The 23,486-nt window shown below is 70.2% G+C and carries 20 protein-coding genes; 10 read left to right on the top strand and 10 right to left on the bottom strand.

Annotated elements, in window-relative coordinates; genetic code table 11:
• Positions 1 to 2 precede the first annotated feature (2 nt).
• From QM624_RS18715 to QM624_RS18700, 4 genes are all read left to right on the top strand, one after another.
• Positions 3 to 371: a hypothetical protein gene (locus QM624_RS18715; RefSeq protein ID WP_415094630.1), complete on the top strand. Its 369-nt coding sequence runs from the start codon at positions 3 to 5 to the stop codon at positions 369 to 371.
• 41 nt (positions 372 to 412) lie between these two features.
• Complete coding sequence (locus tag QM624_RS18710) at positions 413 to 1,192, top strand: uracil-DNA glycosylase (RefSeq protein ID WP_415094628.1); 780 nt, start codon at positions 413 to 415, stop codon at positions 1,190 to 1,192.
• 204 nt (positions 1,193 to 1,396) lie between these two features.
• Positions 1,397 to 2,059: an NAD(P)-dependent oxidoreductase gene (locus QM624_RS18705; protein ID WP_415094626.1), complete on the top strand. Its 663-nt coding sequence runs from the start codon at positions 1,397 to 1,399 to the stop codon at positions 2,057 to 2,059.
• Positions 2,056 to 2,493, top strand: a complete 438-nt coding sequence (locus tag QM624_RS18700) for a MarR family winged helix-turn-helix transcriptional regulator (RefSeq protein WP_415094624.1) — start codon at positions 2,056 to 2,058, stop codon at positions 2,491 to 2,493. Before QM624_RS18705 ends, QM624_RS18700 begins: the two co-directional genes overlap by 4 nt.
• A gap of 186 nt (positions 2,494 to 2,679) precedes the next feature.
• Here the strand turns inward: QM624_RS18700 and ilvD are convergent, their stop codons facing one another.
• Positions 2,680 to 4,380 carry a dihydroxy-acid dehydratase gene (gene ilvD, locus QM624_RS18695; RefSeq protein WP_415094622.1) on the bottom strand — a complete coding sequence of 567 codons (1,701 nt, stop codon included), beginning with the start codon at positions 4,378 to 4,380 and terminating at the stop codon, positions 2,680 to 2,682.
• Between the two features lie 34 nt (positions 4,381 to 4,414).
• Between ilvD and QM624_RS18690 the strand changes: the two genes are divergently transcribed.
• Positions 4,415 to 4,726 carry a helix-turn-helix domain-containing protein gene (locus QM624_RS18690; RefSeq protein WP_415094620.1) on the top strand — a complete coding sequence of 104 codons (312 nt, stop codon included), beginning with the start codon at positions 4,415 to 4,417 and terminating at the stop codon, positions 4,724 to 4,726.
• 12 nt (positions 4,727 to 4,738) lie between these two features.
• Here the strand turns inward: QM624_RS18690 and QM624_RS18685 are convergent, their stop codons facing one another.
• From QM624_RS18685 to QM624_RS18665, 5 genes are all read right to left on the bottom strand, one after another.
• A complete protein-coding gene (locus QM624_RS18685; protein WP_415094673.1) occupies positions 4,739 to 6,670 on the bottom strand; it encodes an OPT family oligopeptide transporter in 1,932 nt (643 codons plus the stop codon).
• Between the two features lie 141 nt (positions 6,671 to 6,811).
• The gene (locus QM624_RS18680) at positions 6,812 to 7,420 is read right to left on the bottom strand and encodes a ClpP family protease (protein ID WP_415094618.1); all 609 of its coding nucleotides are present in this window, start codon (positions 7,418 to 7,420) and stop codon (positions 6,812 to 6,814) included.
• Positions 7,417 to 8,031 carry a ClpP family protease gene (locus QM624_RS18675; protein ID WP_415094616.1) on the bottom strand — a complete coding sequence of 205 codons (615 nt, stop codon included), beginning with the start codon at positions 8,029 to 8,031 and terminating at the stop codon, positions 7,417 to 7,419. Before QM624_RS18675 ends, QM624_RS18680 begins: the two co-directional genes overlap by 4 nt.
• 87 nt (positions 8,032 to 8,118) lie before the next feature.
• On the bottom strand, positions 8,119 to 8,643 hold the full coding sequence (locus QM624_RS18670; protein WP_415094614.1) for an SRPBCC domain-containing protein: 525 nt from the start codon (positions 8,641 to 8,643) through the stop codon (positions 8,119 to 8,121).
• Positions 8,640 to 8,948 (bottom strand): ArsR/SmtB family transcription factor, encoded by a 309-nt coding sequence (locus QM624_RS18665; RefSeq protein ID WP_298130123.1) that lies wholly within the window; start codon positions 8,946 to 8,948, stop codon positions 8,640 to 8,642. The genes QM624_RS18670 and QM624_RS18665 overlap by 4 nt, the downstream gene beginning before the upstream one ends.
• Positions 8,949 to 9,041: 93 nt before the next feature.
• On the opposite strand from QM624_RS18665, the gene QM624_RS18660 reads away from it, so the two are divergent.
• Positions 9,042 to 9,407, top strand: coding sequence for a VOC family protein (locus QM624_RS18660; RefSeq protein WP_415094611.1), 366 nt, complete (start codon positions 9,042 to 9,044; stop codon positions 9,405 to 9,407).
• Positions 9,408 to 9,411: 4 nt separating this feature from the next.
• On the opposite strand, the gene yaaA is transcribed toward QM624_RS18660, so the two are convergent.
• Positions 9,412 to 10,215 (bottom strand): peroxide stress protein YaaA, encoded by an 804-nt coding sequence (gene yaaA, locus QM624_RS18655; protein WP_415094609.1) that lies wholly within the window; start codon positions 10,213 to 10,215, stop codon positions 9,412 to 9,414.
• 137 nt (positions 10,216 to 10,352) lie between these two features.
• On the opposite strand from yaaA, the gene QM624_RS18650 reads away from it, so the two are divergent.
• The 3 genes from QM624_RS18650 to QM624_RS18640 are packed head-to-tail and all read left to right on the top strand — an operon-like array spanning position 10,353 to position 13,329.
• On the top strand, positions 10,353 to 11,408 hold the full coding sequence (locus QM624_RS18650; protein ID WP_415094607.1) for a FecCD family ABC transporter permease: 1,056 nt from the start codon (positions 10,353 to 10,355) through the stop codon (positions 11,406 to 11,408).
• Positions 11,405 to 12,241, top strand: a complete 837-nt coding sequence (locus tag QM624_RS18645; RefSeq protein WP_415094605.1) for an ABC transporter ATP-binding protein — start codon at positions 11,405 to 11,407, stop codon at positions 12,239 to 12,241. Before QM624_RS18650 ends, QM624_RS18645 begins: the two co-directional genes overlap by 4 nt.
• Positions 12,238 to 13,329, top strand: coding sequence for an ABC transporter substrate-binding protein (locus QM624_RS18640; protein WP_415094603.1), 1,092 nt, complete (start codon positions 12,238 to 12,240; stop codon positions 13,327 to 13,329). Before QM624_RS18645 ends, QM624_RS18640 begins: the two co-directional genes overlap by 4 nt.
• A 1-nt stretch (position 13,330) precedes the next feature.
• Here QM624_RS18640 and QM624_RS18635 read toward each other — a convergent pair whose 3' ends face one another.
• From QM624_RS18635 to QM624_RS18625, 3 genes are all read right to left on the bottom strand, one after another.
• Positions 13,331 to 13,843 carry a glycine cleavage system protein R gene (locus QM624_RS18635; protein ID WP_415094601.1) on the bottom strand — a complete coding sequence of 171 codons (513 nt, stop codon included), beginning with the start codon at positions 13,841 to 13,843 and terminating at the stop codon, positions 13,331 to 13,333.
• A gap of 209 nt (positions 13,844 to 14,052) precedes the next feature.
• Positions 14,053 to 19,545 carry a carboxyl transferase domain-containing protein gene (locus QM624_RS18630; RefSeq protein ID WP_415094599.1) on the bottom strand — a complete coding sequence of 1,831 codons (5,493 nt, stop codon included), beginning with the start codon at positions 19,543 to 19,545 and terminating at the stop codon, positions 14,053 to 14,055.
• A 212-nt stretch (positions 19,546 to 19,757) separates the two neighbouring features.
• Positions 19,758 to 22,229, bottom strand: coding sequence for a hypothetical protein (locus QM624_RS18625; RefSeq protein ID WP_415094597.1), 2,472 nt, complete (start codon positions 22,227 to 22,229; stop codon positions 19,758 to 19,760).
• 158 nt (positions 22,230 to 22,387) lie between these two features.
• On the opposite strand from QM624_RS18625, the gene QM624_RS18620 reads away from it, so the two are divergent.
• Complete coding sequence (locus QM624_RS18620) at positions 22,388 to 23,443, top strand: VanZ family protein (RefSeq protein ID WP_415094595.1); 1,056 nt, start codon at positions 22,388 to 22,390, stop codon at positions 23,441 to 23,443.
• Positions 23,444 to 23,486: the final 43 nt, after the last annotated feature.

The following is a 23,486-nucleotide window of genomic DNA, read 5'->3' as shown; positions in this document are numbered from 1 at the left end:
CGATGGCGCTCTTCGATCAGCAGCCGATGGGTCCGATTCCGGCGCGCCGTCCGGTGAACATCGGGCAGGATCCGGACTCCGCGGCGGCCGGGATCTACCTCGGCACCACGCCTGTCGAGGTGCTCGGGCCGGTGCCGCGGGAACTCGCCGCGGGGAAGCCGTCGACGCCGCATCGGCATCCGATCCGGATCGCCGTGGGCGTCCTGGTCCTGGCACCGATGGTGCTCAATCTCCTGTTCGGGCTGCTGTACCTTCTGCTGTCCGAGGACGACCCCGAGATGCGCACCCCGCGGGTGCTCGCCATCGGCATCGTGTTGCTGGTGATCGGCTGCGCCCACCTGGTTTTCCGACGCCTGGCCGGCCGGCGTTGACCGATCCGCACCCGATCACCGGGCGGCCGTTCGGTTCTCCGGTGCCGCCGGGCACCGGGTGGCCGGGGGATCCGGCGACGGCGGCCACTCCGGTCGCACTGGACGCCGCGGACGTGGCGCGACTGGCGGCGTCCGCGAGCCTGGATGAGTTGCAGGCCCGCTCGTCGGTGTGCCGGGCCTGCCCGCGGCTGGTGAGTTGGCGGGAAAGCGTGGCGACCCTCGGACGCCGGGCGTCCTTCGCCGACCAGCCGTACTGGGGGCGTCCGGTGCCCACCTTCGGCGACGACGCCGCCACCCTGCTGATCGTCGGGTTGGCGCCGGCGGCCAACGGGGCCAACCGGACCGGGCGGATGTTCACCGGCGACCGTTCCGGGGACTGGCTGTACGCGGCGCTGTTCCGGGCCGGCCTGGCCAGCCGGCCGACCGCGCTCCATGCCGGGGACGGCCTGGCGTTGCGCGATCTGCGGATCACCGCCACCGTGCGTTGCGCGCCTCCGGACAACAAGCCGAGCACCGTCGAGAAGGCGACCTGCTCGTCCTGGCTGGACCGTGAACTGACCCTGATCACGCCCCGGCTACGGGGAATACTCGCGCTCGGGGCGATCGGCTGGGACGCCACCCTGGCCGCCGCGCGCCGGCTCGGCTGGTCGGTGCCCCGTCCGAGGCCGCGGTTCGGGCACGGCGCCGAGGCCGAGTTGGGGGTCGGCGATCGCACCGTGCGACTGTTCGGCAGCTATCACGTCAGCCAGCAGAACACCTTCACCGGCAAGCTCACCGAGCAGATGCTGGACGACGTGCTGCAGCGTCTGCGCGACTGCTGAGACGACCCCACCGTCCCACCGTCATCCCGGCGAACGCCGGGATCTCCCCCGCGCACCGGCGACGAGATCCCGGGGCAAGCCCGGGATGACGACGAGACGCGTGCCGGGGATGACGACGGGGCGCGCTGCAGTTCCGCGATGCCAGATGATACGGTTTCCGTACTATCTGCCGCATGGGGCGGGCCCAAAGCATCGGAGGACAACGTGCGAGTCACCATCGTCGGAGCGGCCGGACCCACCGGGCTGTGGCTGTGCCGAGAGGCCCTGCGGGCGGGCCATACGGTGACGGCGGTGAGTCGCCGTCCGGATCCGCTGCCGCTCGATCCGCATCCCGAACTCTCCGTCGCGCAGGCCGATGCCCTCTCCGGCAACGGCCTGGACGAGGCGGTCGCCACCGCCGACGCCGTGCTGTCCACCCTCGGCTGCGCCTACACCCGGCATCCGGTCAGCATCTACTCCGTGGGGACTCGGAACATCGTCGAGGCGATGCGGCGCAACCCCTCGGCCAGGCGCCTGGTCGCGGTCAGTTCGGGGCTCACCTATCCGCCGCCGCGAGGGAACTGGTTCGCCGACCATCTGGTCTTTCCGCTGCTCCGCAACGTCATCGGCCGCACGCTGTACGCGGACATGCGCGCCATGGAGGAATACCTGCAGACCGTCGACGACCTCGACTGGACGGTGATGCGACCGGGCCGGCTCATCGATGCCGACCAGGTCTCCGACTACCGCCTCGACCTCGACCACCCCACCCAGGGCATCACCACCCGCGCCGATCTCGCCGCCGCCATGGTCGCCGAGCTGGGCCGCGACGACCACCTGCGCCGAGCGGTATCCCCCACCACGAACCGACGCCGGACGTCCCGATGATCGATACGTCGATCAGGGATGCCGTCCGGCAGTTGCGGATCGAACTCCAGATCGTCAATGACAAGATCGCCACAGCCGCCGGCCTGAACCCGCGCGATCTGGACGTCCTCGATGTCATCGACCGCGAAGGCCCGTGCACTCCCTCGCACCTGGCCGCCCGGACCGGCCTGCCACGGGCAACCCTGACCGGCGTGCTCGCTCGCCTCGAACAGCAGCAATGGGTCGCCCGGGAACGGCATCCCGCCGACGGCCGGTCGGCCCAGTTGCGCTCGACCGACCGGTTCGACGAACTGCGGCGTCTCTACCGGCCAATGACCGACGCCACCAAGGCCGTCACGGACCGCCTGCCACCCCAGGAGCGCGACCTTCTGGAACGGATGCTCACCGACCTCGTCACTGCCGTCCGGCAGAGCCATCCCGGCGCCGTCGATTGAGCCTGTCGGAACCCGCGGCAGGGGTCTCGACAAGCTCGACCAGCGGTGGCCCCGTCGTCCCACACCCGTCATCCCGGCGAACGCCGGGATCTCCCCGCACGCCGACGATGAGATCCCGGGGCAAGCGCGGGATGACGAGGGACCGTCAGCGGGATGACGAGGGGTCTCGACCAGCGGTGGCCGGTCTCAGTCGAGGACGGCTCCCCGGCTGGCTGAGGTGACCAGCTTGCGGTAGCGGGCCAGCACACCGCGGGTGTACTTAGGTGCGGGGTGGGTGACGCCGGCGTCCTGCCGGGTGCGCATCACGTCCGGATCGACCAGCAGGTCGAGGCGTCCGTTGGCGACGTCCAGCCGGATCCGGTCGCCGTCCTGCACGAACGCGATCGGGCCGAGGTCGACGGCTTCGGGCGCGACGTGGCCGACGCACAGCCCGGTGGTGCCGCCGGAGAACCGGCCGTCGGTGAGCAGCAGCACGTCCTTGCCGAGCCCGGCGCCCTTGATCGCGCCGGTGACGGCGAGCATCTCGCGCATGCCCGGGCCACCCTTGGGGCCTTCGTAGCGGATCACCACGACGTCGCCCTTGCCGAGCGTGCCGGCCTCGACGGCGTCCATCGCGGCACGTTCGCCGTCAAAGACCCGGGCGGTGCCCTCGAACACCGAATCGTCGAAGCCGGCGCTCTTCACCACCGCGCCCTCGGGTGCCAGCGAGCCCTTCAGGATGGTGATGCCGCCGGTGTGGTGGATCGGCTGCTGCATGGCCCGGATGACTTTGCCGTCGGGGTCCGGCGGGGCGATGTGGGCCAGGTTCTCGGCCATCGTCTTGCCGGTCACGGTCAGGCAGTCGCCGTGCAGCAGGCCCGAATCGAGCAGCAGCTTCATCACCACCGGGACGCCGCCGACCCGGTCGATGTCGGTCATCACGTAGGCGCCGAACGGCTTCACATCGGCCAGGTGCGGCACCTTGGCGCCGACCCGCTGGAAGTCGTCGATGGTCAACTCCACCTCGGCCTCGTGGGCGATGGCCAGCAGGTGCAGCACCGCATTGGTCGAGCCGCCGAAGGCCATCACCACGGCGATGGCGTTCTCGAACGCCTCCTTGGTCATGATGTCGCGGGCGGTGATTCCACGACGCAGCAGGTTCACCACCGCCTCACCGGAACGCCGGGCGAAACCGTCGCGGCGCCGGTCGGTGGCCGGCGGGGCGGCCGAGCCGGGCAGCGACATGCCGATCGCCTCAGCCACCGAGGCCATCGTGTTGGCGGTGTACATGCCGCCGCAGGCACCTTCGCCGGGGCAGATGGCGCGCTCGATGGCATCCACATCGGCCCGCGACATCAGTCCCGCCGCGCAGGCGCCGACCGCTTCGAAGGCATCGATGATGGTGACCGTCTTCTCGGTGCCGTCCGAGAGCCGGGCGATGCCGGGCAGGATCGACCCGGCGTAGAGGAAGACGGACGCCAGGTCGAGCCGGGCCGCCGCCATCAGCATGCCGGGCAGCGATTTATCGCAACCGGCCAGCAGCACCGAGCCGTCCAACCGTTCGGCGTTCATCACGGTCTCGACCGAATCGGCGATCACCTCGCGGGAGACCAGCGAGAAGTGCATGCCCTCGTGGCCCATCGAGATGCCGTCCGAGACCGAGATGGTGCCGAACTCGAGCGGATACCCGCCGGCGGCATGAACGCCGTCCTTGACCGCCTTGGCCAACCGGTCCAGGGACAGATTGCACGGGGTGATCTCGTTCCAGGACGACGCCACCCCGATCTGCGGCTTCGCGAAGTCCTCATCACCCAGGCCCACCGCCCGCAACATGCCGCGCGCGGCGGCCTTCTCCAGGCCGTCGGTGACGTCGCGGCTACGGGGCTTCAGATCAGACGTCTGTGTCATGACCGGAGTCTAGGACTGGGACTACCGTGTGCCTATGGGAGACGTCGTACCGCTGCGGCCGGAGCGCGAACCGGAACCTGCCGAACCGCTGTGGCGGGAGGCACTGGGCGAGCAGTTGCGCACCGAGCGGCTGGAACGCGCCGACCGGATCGTCGACGTCGCCGGACGGGCCGGGATGTCTCCGCAGTACCTCTCCGAACTGGAGCGCGGCTTGAAGGAGCCGTCCTCGGAACTACTCGCCGCCGTCGCCGGCGCCCTGGATCTGACCGTGTCCGAGCTGACCCTGCGGACCAGTTCACGGCTCGCCGCCGGCGCGATCCGCGGACCGGTCTGCCTGGCCGCCTGAGGTTGCCGGCACTCAGCCGTCGTTCTCGGCCGTCCGGCGGGTGCGGGCGTAGATCCAGCCGGTGAGCCCGACGAAGACCAGGACGCCGAGGCTGGTGGCCCAGTTCTCGAAACCCTCGCCGATGATGGCCAGCGGTTCGTCCTTGCCCGTCGCCCCGACGATGCCGGCGAACACCACGCCGTACAGGCTCTCGCCGACGATCAGACCGGTGGCGAGCAGCACGCCGAGCCGCTTGCGATGCTCGACCCGCTCCGGACGGCCCTTGGCAGCCCAGCGGTCGTAGAACGTGCCCAGCACCGCGCCGATCGGGATGATCAGGGTCAGCGCCATCGGCAGGTACATGCCCATGCCGACCGCCAGCGGCGGCAGCCGGTAGGACTTCGTCGTCTTGCCGAGCACCTCGTCCACCACGATGATGCCGACGCCGATCAGTGCACCGAGACCGAGCAGGCCCCAGTCGATGGACACCCCGAACACACCGGTGGCAAGGGACGACAGCAGCGCTGCCTGCGGGGCGGCCAGTGCGTTCTCACCCGCGCCGGGGGCGCCTACGAAGCCGAAGGCGGTTTGCATCAGGTCGAGCACCGGCGGAATGACCGCCGAGCCGAAGGCGACGCCGATGATCAGTGCGACCTGCTGCTTCCACGGGGTGGCGCCGACCAGTTGGCCGGTCTTCAGGTCCTGCAGGTTGTCGTTGGAGATGGTGGCGACACCGAAGACGACCGCTGCGGTGAACAGCGTGTAGGCGACCAGCGACAGGCTCTCGTCGGGGTTCGCTGCGCCGAAGGTGAGCTTGATCAGCAGCGCGGCGGCGATCACCACGATGATGCCGACGCCCGAGATCGGGCTGTTGGACGATCCGATCAGGCCGGCCATGTAGCCGCAGACCGCCGCTACCAGCAGGCCGACCACGAACACGAAGGCGATGCTGGTGATGACGATCCCGAGCACACCGTGATGGATGGCGGTGCCGCTGGCGAAGTCCCAGAGCAGGAAGCCGATCGGGATCAGCGAGACGACCACCACGATGCCGACCCAGGTGATCGGGATATCGCGCTCGGTGACATCGACGGAGCTGCCCGCCCGCCGTTCCCGGGCGGAGACCAGGGCACCCTGGATGCCCTTGACCACCGGGGTGGTGATCTTCACCAGCGTCCAGATCGCCGCGATCGCCATGGTGCCGGCGCCGATGAAGCGGACCTCGGAGGAGAAGACGCTGCCGACGGCGGAGAGCAGCGGGGTGTCGGCGGGCAGGTTGCCGGCCGTCCGGATCGGCAGCAGGACACCGTAGGAGATCGCCAGGCCGACCAGCATCGCGATGCCGACGGTGAGCCCCACCAGGTGGCCGACGCCGATCAGGGCGAGCGAGAGGCTGGCCCCGAACATGGTGCCGCCGCTGCCGATCCGCAGCGCACCGGAGACCGAGCTGCCGACCACCTTGAGCGAGGCGAGCAGCGAGAAGCCGGCCGAGGCGAAGGCGCCCAGCGAGATGATCCGGACGCCGCTGCGGTTGTCGGCGGCCCCGCCGCTGCTGTCGCCCACCTTGAGCACCTCGGCGGCGGCCACACCTTCGGGGTAGGGCAGGTCCGAGCCGGTCACCAGAGCGCGCCGCAGCGGAATGGAGTACATCACGCCGAGGGTGCCGCCGATCGCGCAGACGGCCGCCGTCGTCCAGTACGGGAAGCCCTGCCACCAGCCGATCATCACCAGGCCGGGCAGCACGAAGATGATCGCCGACAGGGTGCCTGCGGCGGAGGCGATCGTCTGCACGATGTTGTTCTCGACGATCGAGTGGTCCTTGAAGTACCGCAGCACGCTCATCGAGATGACCGCGGCCGGAATCGCGGTGGCGAAGGTCAGGCCGACCTTCAGGCCGAGATAGACGTTGGCGGCGGTGAACACCAGGGTGATCAGCCCGCCCAGGATGATCCCCCGGACGGTCAGTTCGCGGGCCGTGGCGGCCGGTGCGGAGATCTCGCTCATAACCCCTCCTCAGGGCCCGGCCGGCGCTTCAGGGGTGCGATCCGGTATCCGGGCGCCTCACCTTAACCCCTAGCCACCCCGCGAGATCCAGGTCCTTCGCGCTCAGGTTGAGGCTTTGCCGGCGACCTCCCATTCGAGCACCCGGTCGACCACGCCGTAGCGGGCGGCGTCGGCCGGGGTGAGGATCAGGTCGCGTTCCAGATCGGCGCGGATCTGTTCCGGCGTCCGGCCGGTGTGCCGGGCCAGGAGTTCCTCCTGCAGGGCTCGGACGCGGGCCACCTCGTCCGCCTCCAGGATCAGGTCGGGAATCGTGCCGCGTCCCTCCGCGGCGGGGGCGTGGATCACCACCCGACCGTGCGGCAGGATCTGCCGCCCGCCGGGCGCTCCCCCGGCCAGCAGCAGCGCCGCGGTGGCCGCCGCCTGCCCGACACAGGTGGTCTCGACCCGGGGCTGGACGAACTGCATCGCGTCATAGATGGCCAGCGTGGCCGGGATCGAGCCGCCCGGCGAGTTGAGGTAGAGCGAGATCGGGGCGTCGGCGTTGTCGCTGGCCAGGTGCAGCAACTGCGCGATCACGGTGTTGGCGACGCCGTCATCGATGCCGGTGCCGAGATAGACGATCCGGTCGGCCAGCAGCCGGCTGTAGATGTCCACGGTGCGCTCCCCGCGGTCGGTGCGGGTGGTGACGTCGGGAATCGGGTAGCTGCTCATCGGACCCCTCCCATTCCGATCCGGGCCCGGGGCGCCGGAAGCAGTTCCGGGCCTTCGACGATGGCGTCCACGAATCCGTAGTCGAGGGCCTCTTGCGCCGAGAACCAGCGATCGCGGCGCGAATCGGCCTCGACCCGTTCCAGCGGCTGACCGGTGTCCTCGGCGATGCAGGCCAGCACGGTGTCGCGGGTCTGCCGCAGGTCGTCGGCCTGAATCGCGATGTCCATCGCGGTACCGCCGATGCCGGCCGAGCCCTGGTGCAGCAGCACCCGTCCGTGCGGCATGGTGGAGCGCTTGCCCCTGGCGCCGGACGAGAGCAGGAACTGTCCGGCGCTGTAGGCCATGCCGAGATTGATGGTGGCGACATCGTTGGGGATGGTGCGCATGCAGTCGCGGATCGCCAGCATGCCGGGAACGGAGCCGCCCGGCGAGTTGATCAGCAGCCGGATGTCGGCGTCCGGATCGTCGGCGGCCAGCACCAGCAGCGCGCTGCAGATTCGCAGCGTGTTGTCGTCCTCCAGCGGGCCGCTGAGCACGATGGTTCGTTGCTCGAAGAGCCGGTCGTGCAATAGGTGGTCGAGCCGGATCGGCTCGGTCGCGGTGTCGGTCATGCCGCGAGCCTGCCCGCGCAGCCGCCGAGGCAACAGGGTGCGCTGCTCTGGGCAGTGCTGCTGTGAGCAGCGGCTAGGGAAACGCGATCACGATTCCAGCAGCGCCGCGTAGCGCCGCTCCAGGTCTTCCACCGGGACGTCGATCACCGGCACGGCGACGGCGCCGGTATCGAGCAACTCGGCGAGCTGGTCGAGGGCGGCGTGGTAGCCGGCGGCCGTGCCGTGCGCCGGGTACTGATCGACCTCACCCAGCCAGGTGGTGAACACCAGCCGGGTGCCGTCGCCGTCCGGCTCGAGCTCGAACCGCAGCAGGTCGACATCCCAGCTGTACTCGAGCAGCCGCGGCGGTTCCCAGGCCAGCATCCGGCCGGCGAGTGCGACCTGCTCGGCCGGAATGCCGAAGCGCTCCACGTGGGCCGGCCAGAACGGGAACACCAGGTCGGCGCCCGTCCGACGCTCGCCGACCATGTCGGCGGGCATCCAATGCCGCAGCGACTCTGATTCGGTCAGTGCGCGCCACACCTTCTCGGGGGCGTGGCGCAACCGACGTTCGTAGCGCAGGCCGTAGCGGCCGTCCTGGTGCAGAACCTCGCCGAGCCGTTCGGTGGTCATGTCTCCTCCTGTCGATCGAGATGCAGTTCGAGGGCATCGAGCGCGTCCGCCCAGCGGCGGCGGTACGGCATCAGCCACTCGTCGATGTCGCGCAGCGGTTCGGGACGAAGCGAATACCAGCGGCGCTGCGCCTCCGGCCGGACCCGGACCAGGCCGGCGCCACGCAGCACGGCGAGGTGCTTCGACACGCTCGGCTGGCCGATGCCCAGCTCGCCGCTCAGGTCGCCCACCAGCCGCTCGCCGTCCAACAGCGCATCGAGGATGCGCCGCCGGACCGGCTCAGCGATCACCTCGATAGTGTCCATGCGAGTACGTTATATGCCGCTAGCGGAATATACAACGGCCGGGCATAGCTGTGCCGTTCAGAAACTGTCGGCGCCGGCCTACAGACTGATCCCATGATTGATCACTTCGGCGTCAACGTGGCCGACATGGCCGCTTCCGTCCGCTTCTACGACACCGTGCTCGGCACGCTCGGCTTCACCCGCCAGATGGATTTCGGTGAAGCCATCGGCTATGGCACGCAGGGCCACCCGGATTTCTGGGTCAGCTCGGCAGCCAGCGGAAGCTCCAACCGCGAATGTCACATCGCCTTCGCCGCGGCTGACCGGGCGGCCGTCCAGGCCTTCTTCGACGCCGCGGCCGAACTGGGTGTCGAGGTGCTGCACGCACCGCGGGAGTGGCCGGAATACCATCCCGGCTACTTCGGCGCCTTCGTCCGTGACCCCGACGGCAACAACGTCGAGGCCGTCTGCCACAGCTGAGGCTTCAGCGGCCGACGGCGGGCCGGTCCTCGAAGCTGCGGACGAAGACCGGCTGCTGCGCGGTCGAGGCGTCCGGGTCGTAGCGATAGCCCTGCTCGGCGAACCGCTTGACTGCGCCGGGCGTCCGGACGCGTTCGCGCACCAGCCAGGACGCCAACATGCCGCGCGCCCGCTTGGCGTAGAACGAGACCACGCTGCGGGTGCCGCGGGCGTTGGTGTCCTCGAATCGGGGCGAGATCACCGGGCAGTCGAGTTCACCGAACCTGACCGACTTGGCGTATTCCTCGGACGCCAGGTTGAGCACCGCGCTCACGCCGGGCGACTCGGCCAGGTCGGCGCGCAGCAGGTCGGTGATCGTCGAGCCCCAGTAGGCGTACAGGCTGCCGCCGCGCTCGTTCGCCAGCGGCAGGCCCATCTCCAGCCGGTACGGCTGGATCAGGTCGAGCGGGCGCAGCACCCCGTACAGCCCGGAGAGGATCCGCACCGTTTTCTGTGCCTCGGTGTAGTCGCGGGTGTCCCACTGTTCGCGCACCGCCAGGCCCTGGTACACGTCGCCGGCGAAGGCGAGCACCGCCGCGCGGGCGTTGCGCATGGTGAACGGCAGCGAGAAGTCGGCGTAGCGCTGCGCGTTGAGCGCGGCGAGGTCGTCCGAAATGTGCATCAGGCCGGCGATCTCAGAGGTGGACTTGCCGCGCATCAGCTCGGTCAGTTCCGCCGAGCGGTCGAGCAGCCTGGGCTCGGAATGCTTGCGGGTGGGCAGGGCGGAATCGAAGTCCAGCGACTTCGCGGGCGACAGCAGAACCAACACCACCGCAGCCTATAGCGACCCCGTCACCGCCCACCGAGCGGCAATGAACTGAACTATTGGGAGAAAACACCTCGGTGTCTCTGATACGTCTCTAGACTGCCTTCCATGCCGCAGATACGGATATACAAGGCTGCCCTTTGAGCGCCGCGCCGACTCTGACCACCCGATCACCCAGCACACCGCCCTGCCGGCCCACCGCCCTGCCGGCCCTCGTCGGCCTGTTGAGCGGGCTGCTGCTGGTCGCGGTGGTGCTGGCGCTGTGCACCGGCCGGTACCTGATCTCGCCGGCCGAGGTCGTCCAGGCGCTGACCAGCGCCGTGACCGGGTCGCCGCCATCGGATCCGTCGATCGCCAACGTGGTGCTCAACCTGCGGCTGCCCCGGATCTGCGCCGCGGTGATGATCGGCGCGGCACTCACCCTGGCCGGCGCCAGCTACCAGAGCATCTTCCGCAACCCGCTCGCCGCACCCGACCTGCTCGGCGTCACCCACGGCGCCTGCGTCGGCGCCTCGATCGCGATCATTCTCGGGCTCGGCACCGTCTGGGTGCAGGGCCTGGCCTTCGTGGTCGGTTTCGGGGCACTCGCGCTGGTCGCCTGGATCCCGCGGCTGATCCGGCGGTCCTCTTCGGTCACCCTGGTGCTGGCCGGCATCATCGTCGGCGGCCTGATGCAGGCGATCATCGGCCTGCTGAAGTACGTCGCCGATCCCGAGACCCAGCTGGCCGACATCGTCTTCTGGCAGCTCGGCAGCCTGGCCAAGGTGACCACGGCGTCGGTGACCGCGATGGCACCGCTGATCGTGCTGCCCGCGGTGCTGCTGCTGGTGTTGCGCTGGCGGCTGAACCTGCTGACCCTGGACGACGCCGAGGCCGCATCGCTCGGGGTGAACATCCGCGTCGAGCGCGGCCTGGTGGTGCTCTGCGCGACGCTGCTGACCGCGGCGGCGGTGTCGCTCAGCGGCAGCATCGGCTGGGTGGGCTTGGTGGTGCCGCACGCCGCCCGCATCCTCGCCGGCAGCGACAACGCCCGGTCACTACCGGTCGCCGCGCTGCTGGGCGGCATCTTCATGCTGCTGATCGACACCCTGGCCCGCTCGCTGAGCCCGGGCGAGATCCCGCTCGGCATTCTCACCGGCCTGATCGGCACCCCGGTGTTCGTGCTCATCCTGGCCCGGCGAGGGGCGGACTCATGACCGCGTCCCTCAATGCGCCGTTCCTCGATGTGCAGGGCATCGGCTTCGGTTACCGTCCGGGCCACCCGATCTTCACCGAGCTGTCGTTCACGCTGGAACGCGGTGAGCTGTTCACCATCCTGGGGCCCAACGGCGCCGGCAAATCGACCCTGCTCAACTGCGTCACCGCGGTGCGTCCGGCACAGCACGGACGGATCGTGCTGGAGGGTGCCGAGGTCGCCGAGCTGGCGCCCCGCGTCCGGGCCCGGAAGATCGCCTACGTGCCGCAGACCAGCACGGTCAGCTACGCCTACACCGTTCTCGACTATGTGCTGATGGGTCGGGCGCCGCACCTGAACCTGATGCAGCAGCCGTCGGACGCCGACCGCGCGCTGGCCCACGACGCGCTCGAGTTGCTCGGCATCGGCGACCTCGCCGGACGGCCCTGCACCGAGATCAGCGGCGGCCAGCGGCAGCTGGCCAGCATCGCCAAGGCCGTCGTCCAGGACCCGGAGCTGATCGTCTTCGACGAGCCGACCGCCGCTCTGGATCACGGCAACCAGACCCGGGTGCTGCAGTTGCTCAGCGACCTGTCCCGGCGCGGCTTCGGGATCATCAGCACCACCCACAACCCCAACCACGCGATCCTGCTCGGCGGCAGCGCCGGCATCCTCACCCGCTCCGGCCGGTTCCACACCGGCCCGGTGGCCGAGGTGATCCGCGAGGACCTGCTCAGCCAGGTCTACGAGACCGACCTGCGCGTGGTCCATGTCGAGCAGCTCGGACGCGCCGTCTGCGAGACCCCCGCATTGCCCCGATCTGAGCCAACGATGAAAGGACGTGCTCTTCGATGACAACCAGGAAACCCAAGGTGCTGGTGGGCCTGCTGGCCGCCACCACCCTGTTCGGGCTGGTGGCCTGCAGTTCCCCGCAGCCCGCCGCCTCCAGCGCCGCGACGTCCGCCCCCGCACCCACGCTGGGCCCGGACGCCCGCACGGTCACCGACCAGGGCGGCGCCACCGTCCAGATTCCCGCCAAGGTCGAGCGGGTCGCCGACCTGTGGCACGCCAACAACCAGGTGATCCTGGTGCTGGGTGCCGGCGACAAGCTGGTGGCCACCACCAACGTGATCAAGCAGATGAAGTGGTTCTCCACGGTCTATCCCAAGATCGCCGACGTGACGGCCCCGTTCAGCGGTGACGAGCTGCAGATCGAAGAACTGGTGAAGCTGAAGCCGGACGCCGTGCTGTCGTCCAACGACGCCCAGATCCAGTCCGCCCGCAACGCGGGGCTGCCGGCCGTCAAGGTGAACTTCCAGACCTTCGACGGGCTGCGTGACACGGTCAAGCTGACCGCCGAGGTGCTGGGCGGCGACGCCCCGGCCCGCGCCGAGAAGTACCTGACCTACCTGGACAAGAACATCGCCACCGTGGAGACCCAGCTGAAGGGTCTCAAGGACGCCGACCGGCCCTCGGTGCTGCACATCGCCGGCCCCACCGACCTGCTGACCGTGGACGGCCGCAAGTCGATGATCGACGAGTGGATCAACCTGGCCGGCGGCCGGAACGCGCTGGAGACCGAGGGCAACCTGGCAAAGGTGACGATGGAGACGATCGTGGCGTCCGACCCCGACGTCATCATCATCGGCAGCACCAGCAGCGAGGCCGCGCTCGAACTGCTGCGCAAGGACCCGGCCTACTCCCAGCTGCGTGCGGTCAAGGCGGGCAAGGTCTACGGCAACCCGCGCGGCACCTTCCCGTGGGACCGCTACTCCGCCGAGGAGGCCCTGCAGGTGCTCTGGGTGGCGCAGCTGCTGCACCCGGAGAAGTTCAAGAACCTCGACATGGTCGCCGAGACCCAGAAGTTCTACAAGAACTTCCTCGACTACGACCTGAGTGCCGACCAGGCCAAGCTGATCCTGGCCGGCAAGGATCCTGCCTGACTCAGCCCGCGGCGACGGTGATGTCGACCACGATCTCGGTGGCCAAGCGCTCCAGGTCGGCCTGCAGGCCGACGAGATCCTGGTCGGCACTCACCGGCGCGGTGAGATGCGCCTCGAACAGCCGTCCGCCGGCCATCGGGGCCTCCCGGGTCTCGGTGATCAGCTTCTCGATGCTGATGCCGTGCCGGCTCAGCACCCCGGAGACATCGCGCACGATGCCCGGGTGGTCGTTGCCGACCAGGTCGACCTGGATGTGCTGCGCCGCCTCCGCCGGTTCCTCGCTGCCCGCGTGCAGGCTCACCTCGAGCAGGCCACTCAGCGGTTCGAGCGCGGACGCCAGCTCGTCCGCCCGCTCATCGGGCACCCGGACCAGCACGATGCCGGCGAATTTGCCGGCCAGCTCTGCGAGCTGGCTGCGCTCCCAGTTGCCACCGTGGGCGGTGACGACATCGGCGAGCGCGTTGACGAGTCCGGCGCGATCGTCACCGATCACAGTGAGCACAAGGGTGGCCATGCCGGGAGCGTAGCGGAGCCAACCTTTGACCCTCCGGCATCCCGAGCTCGATCCTCCGTGATCCCGGGCTTGACCCGGGATCTCGGTCGCACAGGACAGCCAACGACGAGATCCCGGCGTCCGCCGGGATGACGAAACGCCGGGATGACGAACCGTCGCCGGTAGGACGAAAACGCTCGCCGGGATGACGAAACCGAGAGAACGAAACCTCAGCGAGTGCCGAAGGCCTCGATCACCTCGATGATCTCGGGACGCATCCGGGTGGGGCTGATCACCTTGTCCACCGAGCCGACCTCGGCGGCGCGCTGGATGTTGTGCACCCCGTCGAACTCGCCGGCGACCTCGCTGATCTTCTCCGCCCGCACGGCGGCCCGGACGTCGTCCAGCTCGGCCTGCAGCCGGGCCCGTTCCTCCGGACGCGCCGACCGGCGCCGGCCCTCCAACTCGGCGACCCGCGGGTCGCCGGCGGTGCGCTTGGCGACGTCGCCGGCGAACACCACCGCGGCCGCCGGGGCCCCACCGATGACGGAGGCGAACGAGCCCTCCACCGCCAGCACGGTCATGTTCTCGTTGAGCGTCTTGGAGAACACCACGAAGGCACCACCGTGGTAGCGGGAGATCACCACGAAGACGATCGGGCCGTCGAAGTTGACCACCGCCCGGCCGATCTCGGCACCGTATTCGAGCTGCAGGTTGCGCATCGATTCGGGTGAGCCGTCGAATCCGGACAGGTTGGCCAGCACCACCACCGGGCGGTTGCCGGACGCCGCGTTGATCGCCCGGGCCACCTTCTTGCTCGATCGCGGGAACAGCGTGCCCGCGGTGTAGGTGTCGGGGCCGTCGGTGGGCGGGAACCCGGCCCGGGGCACCGGCTTGGACTCGATGCCGACCAGGCAGATCGAATGTCCGCCGATCCGGGCGTCCATCACCACCGCAGTCTCGGCGTCGGCCATGCCGGCCCAGCGTTCGGTGCGCGGGTGATCGGCATCGGTGACGGCGGCCATCACGGTGCGGATGTCGAACGGCTTCTTCCGGTCCGGGTTGGCGGTGAAGATCTCACCGACGGTGGCGAACTCGCCACCGTGCGGGTAACTGGACACGTCCCGGTCGGACGGGTCGGTGGTCGGCGCGCGGCGCGGGCCGTCCTCGCCCGGCATCACGTAGGTCTGGGCGTAGTGGCTCATCAGGATGCGGAACGCGGCCGGCAGGTCGGGCGCCCAGTACTGGGCCTGGCCGTTGGGACCCATCACCCGGTCGTAGCCGCCGATGCCGAAGTTGTCCTCGGCCGAGACGCTGCCGGAGAAGTCCAGGGTCTGCTTGCCGGTGAGCACCATCGCCGAGTCGGGGGTCATCACCAGGATGCCCTTGGTGTGCATCAGCATCGTCGCCTCGGCGTTCCAGTACGGCTGGGCGCCCACGTTGATGCCGGCCACGACGACGTTGATCTCGCCGCCGTCCTGGGTGAAGTTGATGATCCGGCGCAGCGCCGCCCCCACCCAGTCCATGTTCTCGGTGCCGGAATCCATCGAGATCCGGGCGCCAGAGCTCAGCGTGAACCACTCCAGCGGCACCTGCATCTGCTCGGCCAGGTCGAGCGCGGCGATGATCCGCCGGCACTCGGGTTCGGCCACCGCGCCGAGACCGCGGGTCGGGTCGCCGGACAGCACGATCCGGGTCATCCCCTCCGGGTATAGCGGGGACGGCGTGGTCACCTGGGCGCAGATGATGCCGGCCTTGTTGAGCCCACGCGGACGATCCACCGGCACCAGTGCGCCGTCGCCGTCCAGGTCGAGTTCGACGATGCTGCCGCCCGGTCCGGCCAGCACATCGCTGAGCTCGTAGGGGTAGACCAGCCCACGCCGGCGTGCCCGCAGCACCCGGGAGGTGTAGTCGTCCAGCGGCTTCAGTGGTTCGGTGGGCGGCGGCTCGATCACCGCGGTCACCCCGGCACCGGCCCGGTAGTGGAACCGGACGGCCAGCGGAATGATGCCCTGCCCCGGCTGGTCGAAGCGGCCCTGGGCCAGCACCTCTTCGATGCCGGCGCCCTCACCGAGCGGGGTGATCTTGGTCTGCAGCGACACGATGTCCTTGTGATCGAGGTCGATCACCGGCCAGACGTGCACCCAGACGTGGTTCATGTCCATCCGGTTGCCCTCGCTGCCGCGCGCCGCCCGGGTGCGCCGGATCGCCTCCAGGCAGTTCTCCACCGCCCGCTCGGCGTGCGGCAGGCCGAGCAGCCGGCCCTTCTCGTCGCGCACCGGCGCCAGCTGGCGCACCTGCGCCATGGCGACCAGGCGACGATCGGCCGGGTTGGATTTGGCGACGCAGTCGAACAGCAGCACGTCCTCGGGTGCCGGCAGCCGGGTCAGGACGAACTCACGCAGCCGCCACAGGTCGAGCCGGCGGGCGACCATCGGGTGCACACCCCGGATCCGCTGGTCCTCGGCGATCTCACCGGAGGTCGTCCAGCGGAAGGTCAGGTAGCGCGGCTCGGAGCGGTGGTCGCAGACGGCGACCACGATGCGGCGGACGTTCTGACCCAGCGACCAGCCGGAGAACACCTCTTCCAGGTGGGCGCTGGCCTGATCGGGATCGGGCGCGTCCGGCCAGGACAGGTACAGCTCGACGACAGCCTCCTCACCGCCGCCGTGGACGGCGAGCAGGTCGGTGACCAGGGTGCTGATCGGCCCCTCGGCGGCCAGCTCGTCGACCCGGCCCAGCGTCGACACCACCCGGGTCGGACGGCCCTCCAGCCGGTAGTCACCGGTCGCCGCGGCCCGCCCGTCGACGGAGAGCCTGCTCAGCGAGGTCAGATCGAAGTCGCCGTAGTGCTTGCGGATCAGCACCTCGAGCATCGGCTCCTCGGCCTGGACGCCGGCGGCCAGCCGGTCGGCGAGGAAGCCAACCGTCGGCTCGGGAATGGCGGCCAGCGCCGCGATCCGCTCGTCGCGGTCGGACGCGTCCGGATCGGCGGCCAACGCGGCCACCTCGTCGGCCACGCCGGCCAGCACCGCGTCGCGTTCGGCGTCCACCTGGGGCTGGTCGAACCAGCGGAACCGGATCGACCGGGCCACATCACCGACCACCGGGAAGCGCCGCTGGGTGGCCCGGACCAGGCGTTCCAGTTCGGCGCGGGCGTGGCTGGCGACCTCCGGCTGCGGGGCGGGCTCGCTGATCCAGCGTTCCAGCAGCGAGGTGATCACCTTCAGGTCGGACGCGAAGCGCTGCTGGGCGAGGAAGATCCGGAAGACCGCCTCCTCGACCTGCGGCGTCCGGGTCAGTTCGGTGATGCCGTAGTGGGCGAACACCTTCGCCAGCCGGTCGGTGAACTGCATCGGCAGGCCGGCGCGGGCGGCGTCCAGGCTCTGCAGGTAGCGGTGGAAGTGTTCCCGGTCGCTGTGCACCCGCAGTTCGGTGCTGGCGTCCTCACCGGCCGGACGGTTGCGGCTCAGCTCGGCGACGTCGGCGAACAACCCGATCAGTGCGATCTCGCCGGTCATCACGTCGGCGCCGGCGGCGCACAGCTCGTCGCGGGTGCTCAGGTAGCCGGCCAGCGGCCGGTATTCGGGGTCGGCGTCGAAGCCCATCACCAGCGCGGACAGGTCGGCCAACAGCCGGTTCGCCCGCGGTTCGGGGTCTGTGATCGCCGGCACCGGCGGCAGTTCCAGGCCGGGACCGGTGGCCACCACCTCTTCGACGACAGCGGTCTCGTCGGAGACCGGCTCGAGCCGGACCAGCGGCGCCATCGTTTCCACCTGGCTGCCGGTGATCACCAGCAGCTCCTTCACCCGGCAGGCGAAGGGGGCGACCAGAACGGTTTCCATCTTCATCGATTCGAGCACCAGCACCGGCGCACCGGCGGCCAGCTGCTCGCCGACCGCGGCCGGGGTGGCGACCACCAGCGCCGGCGCCGGGGAGCGCAGCACGCCACCCTCGTCGCGGCTGACCCGGTGGGTGATGCCGTTGACCTCGATCAGGTGCACCGGGCCGTGGGTGGCGGTGACCAGGCGGTAGCGCTGGTCACCGACCTGGAGCCGGCTGTGGAAGTCGTCCAGTCGCAGCAGCGACGCCTCGACCGTGCTGGCCTGGTCGCCCTGCGCCACCCGCACCCGGTAGCGCTGCGGACCGATCCGGAAGGCGGTCACCTGGTAGGTGACGCCGCGCAGTTTCAGGTCGACGGGGCGTCCGACCGCGTGCTGCACCTGCGGACGTCCGCCGTGCGCGGTCTCCAGCAGGCGGGCGATCTCCACCTCTTCGGTGTCCTCGTAGGCCTGGATGGCGGAGGCGACCAGCGCGATCCCGGAGTGCCGGTCGGCTATCAGGCCGCCCTCGCCGCGAACCCGGTCGATCCAGCCGGTGTCTGCCCATTCGACGCCGTCGGCGCCGATCACTTCGGGGCGGCCGAGCAGGTCGAGGATGAAGCTCTTGTTGGTGGAGCCGCCGTCGATCACCACGGTGGTTTCGTTCATCGCCCGCCGCAACCGGCCCAGCGCTTCGCTGCGGTCGCGTCCGAAGGCGATGATCTTGGCGATCATCGAGTCGAAGTCGGCGGGGATCTGATCGCCCTCGGCCACCCCGGTGTCGACCCGGATGCCGGGACCGGCCGGCAGGTCGAGCCGGGAGATCCGTCCGGGCGACGGGGCGAAGTCGCGGTCGGGATCCTCGGCGTTGAGCCGGGCCTCGACTGCGTGCCCGAACTCGCTGGGCCGGTCGACCAGCCGCTCACCCGAGGCGACCCGGATCTGCGCTTTGACCAGGTCGAAGTCGTTGGTGACTTCGGTGATCGGGTGCTCCACCTGCAGCCGGGTGTTCACCTCGAGAAAGGCGAACGCCTTGTCGCCGGGGTGATAGAGGAACTCGACGGTGCCGGCGCCGGCGTAGTCGACGGCCAGCGCCAGCCGTTCGGCGGACGCCTTCAGCTCGTCGGTCTGGTCGGCGGTCAGCAGCGGGGACGCCGACTCTTCGATCACCTTCTGGTTGCGGCGCTGCACCGAGCAGTCCCGCACACCCAACGCCCAGGCGGTGCCCTGACCGTCGGCGATGATCTGCACCTCGACGTGCCGGGCGCCGGTGACCAGCTTCTCCAGGAACACCACGCCGGAGCCGAAGGCACGTTCGGCCTCGTCGCGGGTGCGCTGGTAGGCGTCGGTCAGTTCGTCGGCGTTGGTCACCTTGCGGATGCCGCGTCCGCCACCGCCGGCGGTCGCCTTGAGCATCAGCGGGTAGCCGACCCGCTCCGCCGCGGTCAGCGCGTCCTCCAGGGTGTCGACACCACCGCGCGACCAGGGCGCCACCGGCACCCCGACCTCTTCGGCGATCAGCTTGGAGCCGATCTTGTCGCCCAGCTTGCGCATCGCCTCGCCCGAGGGGCCGATGAAGGTGATGCCGTTCGCTTCGACCAGGTCGGCGAAGCCGGCATCTTCGGCGACGAAGCCCCAGCCCACCCAGACGGCGTCCGCGCGAGCCTGGCGCAGCACGTCGATCAGCAGGGCATGGTTCAGGTAGGGCCGTTCGGACGCCGGCCCGAGCGGGTAGGCCTCGTCGGCTTCGCGCGCGAACATCGCGGTGCGCTCGGCATCGGTGTAGAGCGCGATGACGGTGATCGGGTCATCGTCCGGTTGCTCGGCGTTCAGGTCGCGGACGGCGTGGATCAGCCGCATGGCGGCCTCGCCCCGATTGACGATCGCGATGCGCTTGAACACCGGGCGTCTCCTCACCTTGCTGTGTGCCTGCCGGTCGACAGTCCTGCCCCCGAAATCTTCCACTTCTGGGCCCGCAAGGCGAGGCGACTCGAGCGGCAAGCCTCAGATTGGAGCGGACGGCGCGGCGCGGCTGTCCGGAGAGGCCAACTGAGCCGTCCGAGCTTTGGCGGTTTCCCACAACGGCACGATCCGGTGCCCGCGGGTGGGCCCGATCAGCGACCGTGCTGCTTGCGCAGCGCCTTCGCCTCCTTGGACGGTCCACGCGACCCCCACCAATCACCGGCCTGCCAGCGGGCGGTGGCCAGTTGGTCGAGCGCCTCCAGGAACTCGTCGAGATACCGCTCCGGGTCGGACTGGTACCGGCCCCGCAACTCATCGACGAGCGCCTCGCTGGCCTCGCGCACGTCCCGTCGCTTACCGGTCGCGGAAGCCTGCTCCACCTCGGCCCGGGCGCGCTCCAACGCCTCACGCTCGGCGGCAAGACGCTCCTGTTCGGCCTGCTCAGCCAACTGCCGCTCAGCCTCCTCGGCAGCAACGCGCTCCTGCTCCGCTTCCTCGGCTGCAATGCGCTCGCGTTCGGCTTGCTCGGCCGCAAGGCGCTCCTGTTCGGTCTGCTCGGCCAACCGCTGACGCTCGGCCTCCTCCTCGGCGCGACGCTGGGTCTCGACAAGCTCGACCAACCGAAGGCGTTCAGCCTCCCCGGCAGCAACGCGCTCCTGCTCCGCTTCCTCGGCTGCGATCCGCTCGCGCTCTGTCTGCTCGGCCGCAAGACGTTCCCGTTCTGCCTGCTCGACCGATCGCTGACGCTCGGCTTCCTCCTCGGCGCGGCGCTGGGTCTCGACAAGCTCGACCGACCGAAGGCGCTCAGCCTCTTCAGCTTCGAGACGTTCCTGCTCGGCTTGCTCCGCCAACCGCTGACGCTCGGCCTCCTCCTCGGCACGGCGCTGGGTCTCGACAAGCTCGACCAGCCGAAGGCGCTCGACCTCTTCCGCGGCGAGACGTTCCTGTTCGGCATGCTCGGCCAACCGCCGGCGCTCAGCCTCTTCAGCAGCGAGACGCTCGCGCTCCACACGCTGCACTTCCTCGGCGGCGAGGCGCTCGCGCTCGGCTTCCTCGGCGGCGAGTCGTTCGGCCTCGGCGAGGGCTTCCTGTTCGGACTGCTCCTCGTCGACGGCGGCCAGTTCGGCGTCCTCGACCGCTTCGTGTTCGGCCTCGTCCTCGACGATCTCCTCGGCGGTCTCGAGGGCGGCGAGTTCGGCGGCCAGCCGCTCCAGCTCCTCGCGCTCGGCGCGCTCCTCGTCGGTTTCGTCGCTGACCCGGGCGCGCAACGCGGCCTCGGCCTCGGCCCGTTCACGTTCCAGCTGGCGTTCGTGCTCGGCGATCCGTTCGGCGCGCTTGCGCTGCCGTTCCAGCCGTTCCTGCTCGGCTGCCTCCGCCGCTTCGCGGGCCTCCCGCTCCGCCTGCTCGGCGGCCAGTCGTTGCTGCTCCGCCCGCTGCTGCTCGACCTCGGCGGCCAGCCGGGTCGCCTCGTCCTCGGCTTCGCGAGCCCGACGCGCCAGTTCGGCCTCGGCCTCGGTCCGCCGGTTCTCCTCGGCCTGGTGAGCCGGACCGCGCAACGCCGCGAGGCGTCCGGACGGCTCCCCCTGCGCGCCGGTCTGGATGCCGAACGCCTCCTCGGGTGGCAGCGACGTCCAGGAGACCCGCTCACCGAGCCGGGTGCGCTCGCGGCGGGGCAACGCTTCGTCGTCGGAATCACCGGTGACGGACGCCGCCAGCTCGGCCAGGTCGTCGGCCTCGGCGGTGCGACCCAGTCCGCGCAGGTCGTCGGCGAGGTCGGTCAGGGCGACCACCAGCAGTTGCTGGGCCTCCGGCTTCCGGACGGCGAGTGCGCCGAGCAGGTCGACCAGCCGTCGCCGCAGGGTCAGCCCCAACCCGGGCGCGCCCACCGCCAGCACTCGGTCGGCAGCATCGCTGTACAGGCCGAACAGCGGCTCGCTGAGCCGTTCCAGCAGCGCCGGCGGCAGCCGCGCGGGCGACTCGAGCGCCTCCAGCGCGTGCTCCTCGTACCGCTCGACCGCCCGCAGCGCGTACTCCACCGCGGGTTCGGCCCAGCCGGCCGCCCAACGGGCGTCCGACGCGACCCGGTCAACATCGATGGCGGCGAACTCTCCGTCGTCGGCACCCACCGCGACCGCAGCGTCGGCACGCGCGTTCGCCGCGGCCACCTCGTCGGCGGCCAGACCCACCCGGGCCCAGACCAGCAGGGCCCAGGCGACGGTTCGCGGCTCCAGTTCGGCGTCGAGATCGAGCCGGCTGAGCTGCTCGCGCAGCCCGAAAGCCGCAGCCAGGGCCTGCCCGGCCTGGGCGTGCAAGCCGGCCGCCGACTGAATCATCGCCAACTGGACCAACGCCGTCACCGACCGGACGGCGTCCGCGCGCGGTGTGTAGGGCCCGACCGGACCGTGCTGAGCCAACACCTTCGCCGACAGCGTCACCGCCTCCTGCACACCGGACGCCGCCTCTGCCCAGCCGTGGCCGGCCAGCCGGTGCGCGGTCAGTTCCACCAGGGCGTCGGCGACGGCACCCATCCGGGCCGGGTCACCGCCGGCCCAGTCGCGCCGGCGCTGCACCTCGGAGGTCAACCGGCGGGTCTGCTGCGCGTAGCTGTCACTGGCGTGCTTCATGGGCTCTCTCTGGTGGCACGGGGGCGGATCGGCGTCCGGGAGTTTCCATTGCACCATGCGGCACCAATCGAGCGCATGCGTTCCGGCCGGCATCCTGGCTCGTCCCGACCCGGACGCCTACACTGACCCGTTCCCGCCCCCACCCGAAGGAGTCCGTCGTGCTGAGCGAGTTCGGTCCCAGCACCTGGCTCGCCGTCTTCCTGGGTGCCGCGCTCGCCGTCGTCGGGTTCGTCCCGGTCGCCGCGCACCGCTATCGCGCGGCTGGACGGCTGCGGCTGCTCGACCTGGTCGTGCTGCTGCTGGTGGCGATGTACTCGATGGCGCTGTGGACCTACACCCTGGTGCCCATTCCGGAGAACGACGATTTCCGTTGCGTGGGGGCCAACGTCACGCCGTTCGCCTTCGTCGCCGACATCGCCGCGGACGGACGCGGCCTGCTCACCAACCGGGCCTTCCTGCAGGCCGCCTTCAACATCGTGCTGTTCCTGCCGCTGGGTTTCTTCCTGCGCACCCTCACCCGGCGCGGGGTGGTCGCCGCGACCCTGATCGGGCTGGCGGTGTCGCTGGCGATCGAGTTCACCCAGCGCACCGGCATCTGGGGGCTGTACCACTGCGCCTACCGCACCTTCGACGTCGACGACCTGATCCTGAACACCGCCGGCGCGCTGGCCGGTTCCCTGCTGGCCCTGCCGACCCTGCACCTGCTGCAGCGCCGGCGTCCCGCACCGCCGGTCACACAGGTCAGTCTCGGACGGCGCTGGACCGGCATGCTGGTCGACCTCCTGGTGATCACCGGCGTCGGCGTCAGCCTCACCATCGGCTGGCGGGTGATCGCGCTCGGCCTGCTGCAGTGGCAGTTCGACGAGCTGCCCGGGTGGGTCGATCAACTGCTGCTCACCGGCGTCCCGCTGCTCGTCGAGGGCTGGTGGGTGCTGGGCCGCGGCCAGACCGTCGGCGAGGACGTCGTCCGCCTCGAACCCGTGGCCGCCGACGGTGCCCGCACCCGCAGCCGGTGGATCAAATTCGCCACCGGCGTCGGTGGCTACCTCGTCCTGACCAGCGACCTGATCGGGACGGCGCTGCTGGGCCAACTGCTCGCGCTGGCCACCCTGGTGTTCGCCGTCCGCTCCCGCAATCATCGCGGGCTGAGCCACCTCGCAGCGGGCATGGAGTTGCGAATCGAGCGGCCGGACGACGCGGCTGAGAACGGTTGAGCCGCCACCCGCGACGCCACTCGGCGGGCAGTGCTACACCCCT

The sequence above is a fragment of the Micropruina sp. genome, from assembly GCF_047606365.1.
GTDB lineage: Bacteria > Actinomycetota > Actinomycetes > Propionibacteriales > Propionibacteriaceae > Micropruina.
This window is presented reverse-complemented; position numbering and strand designations above follow the sequence as displayed.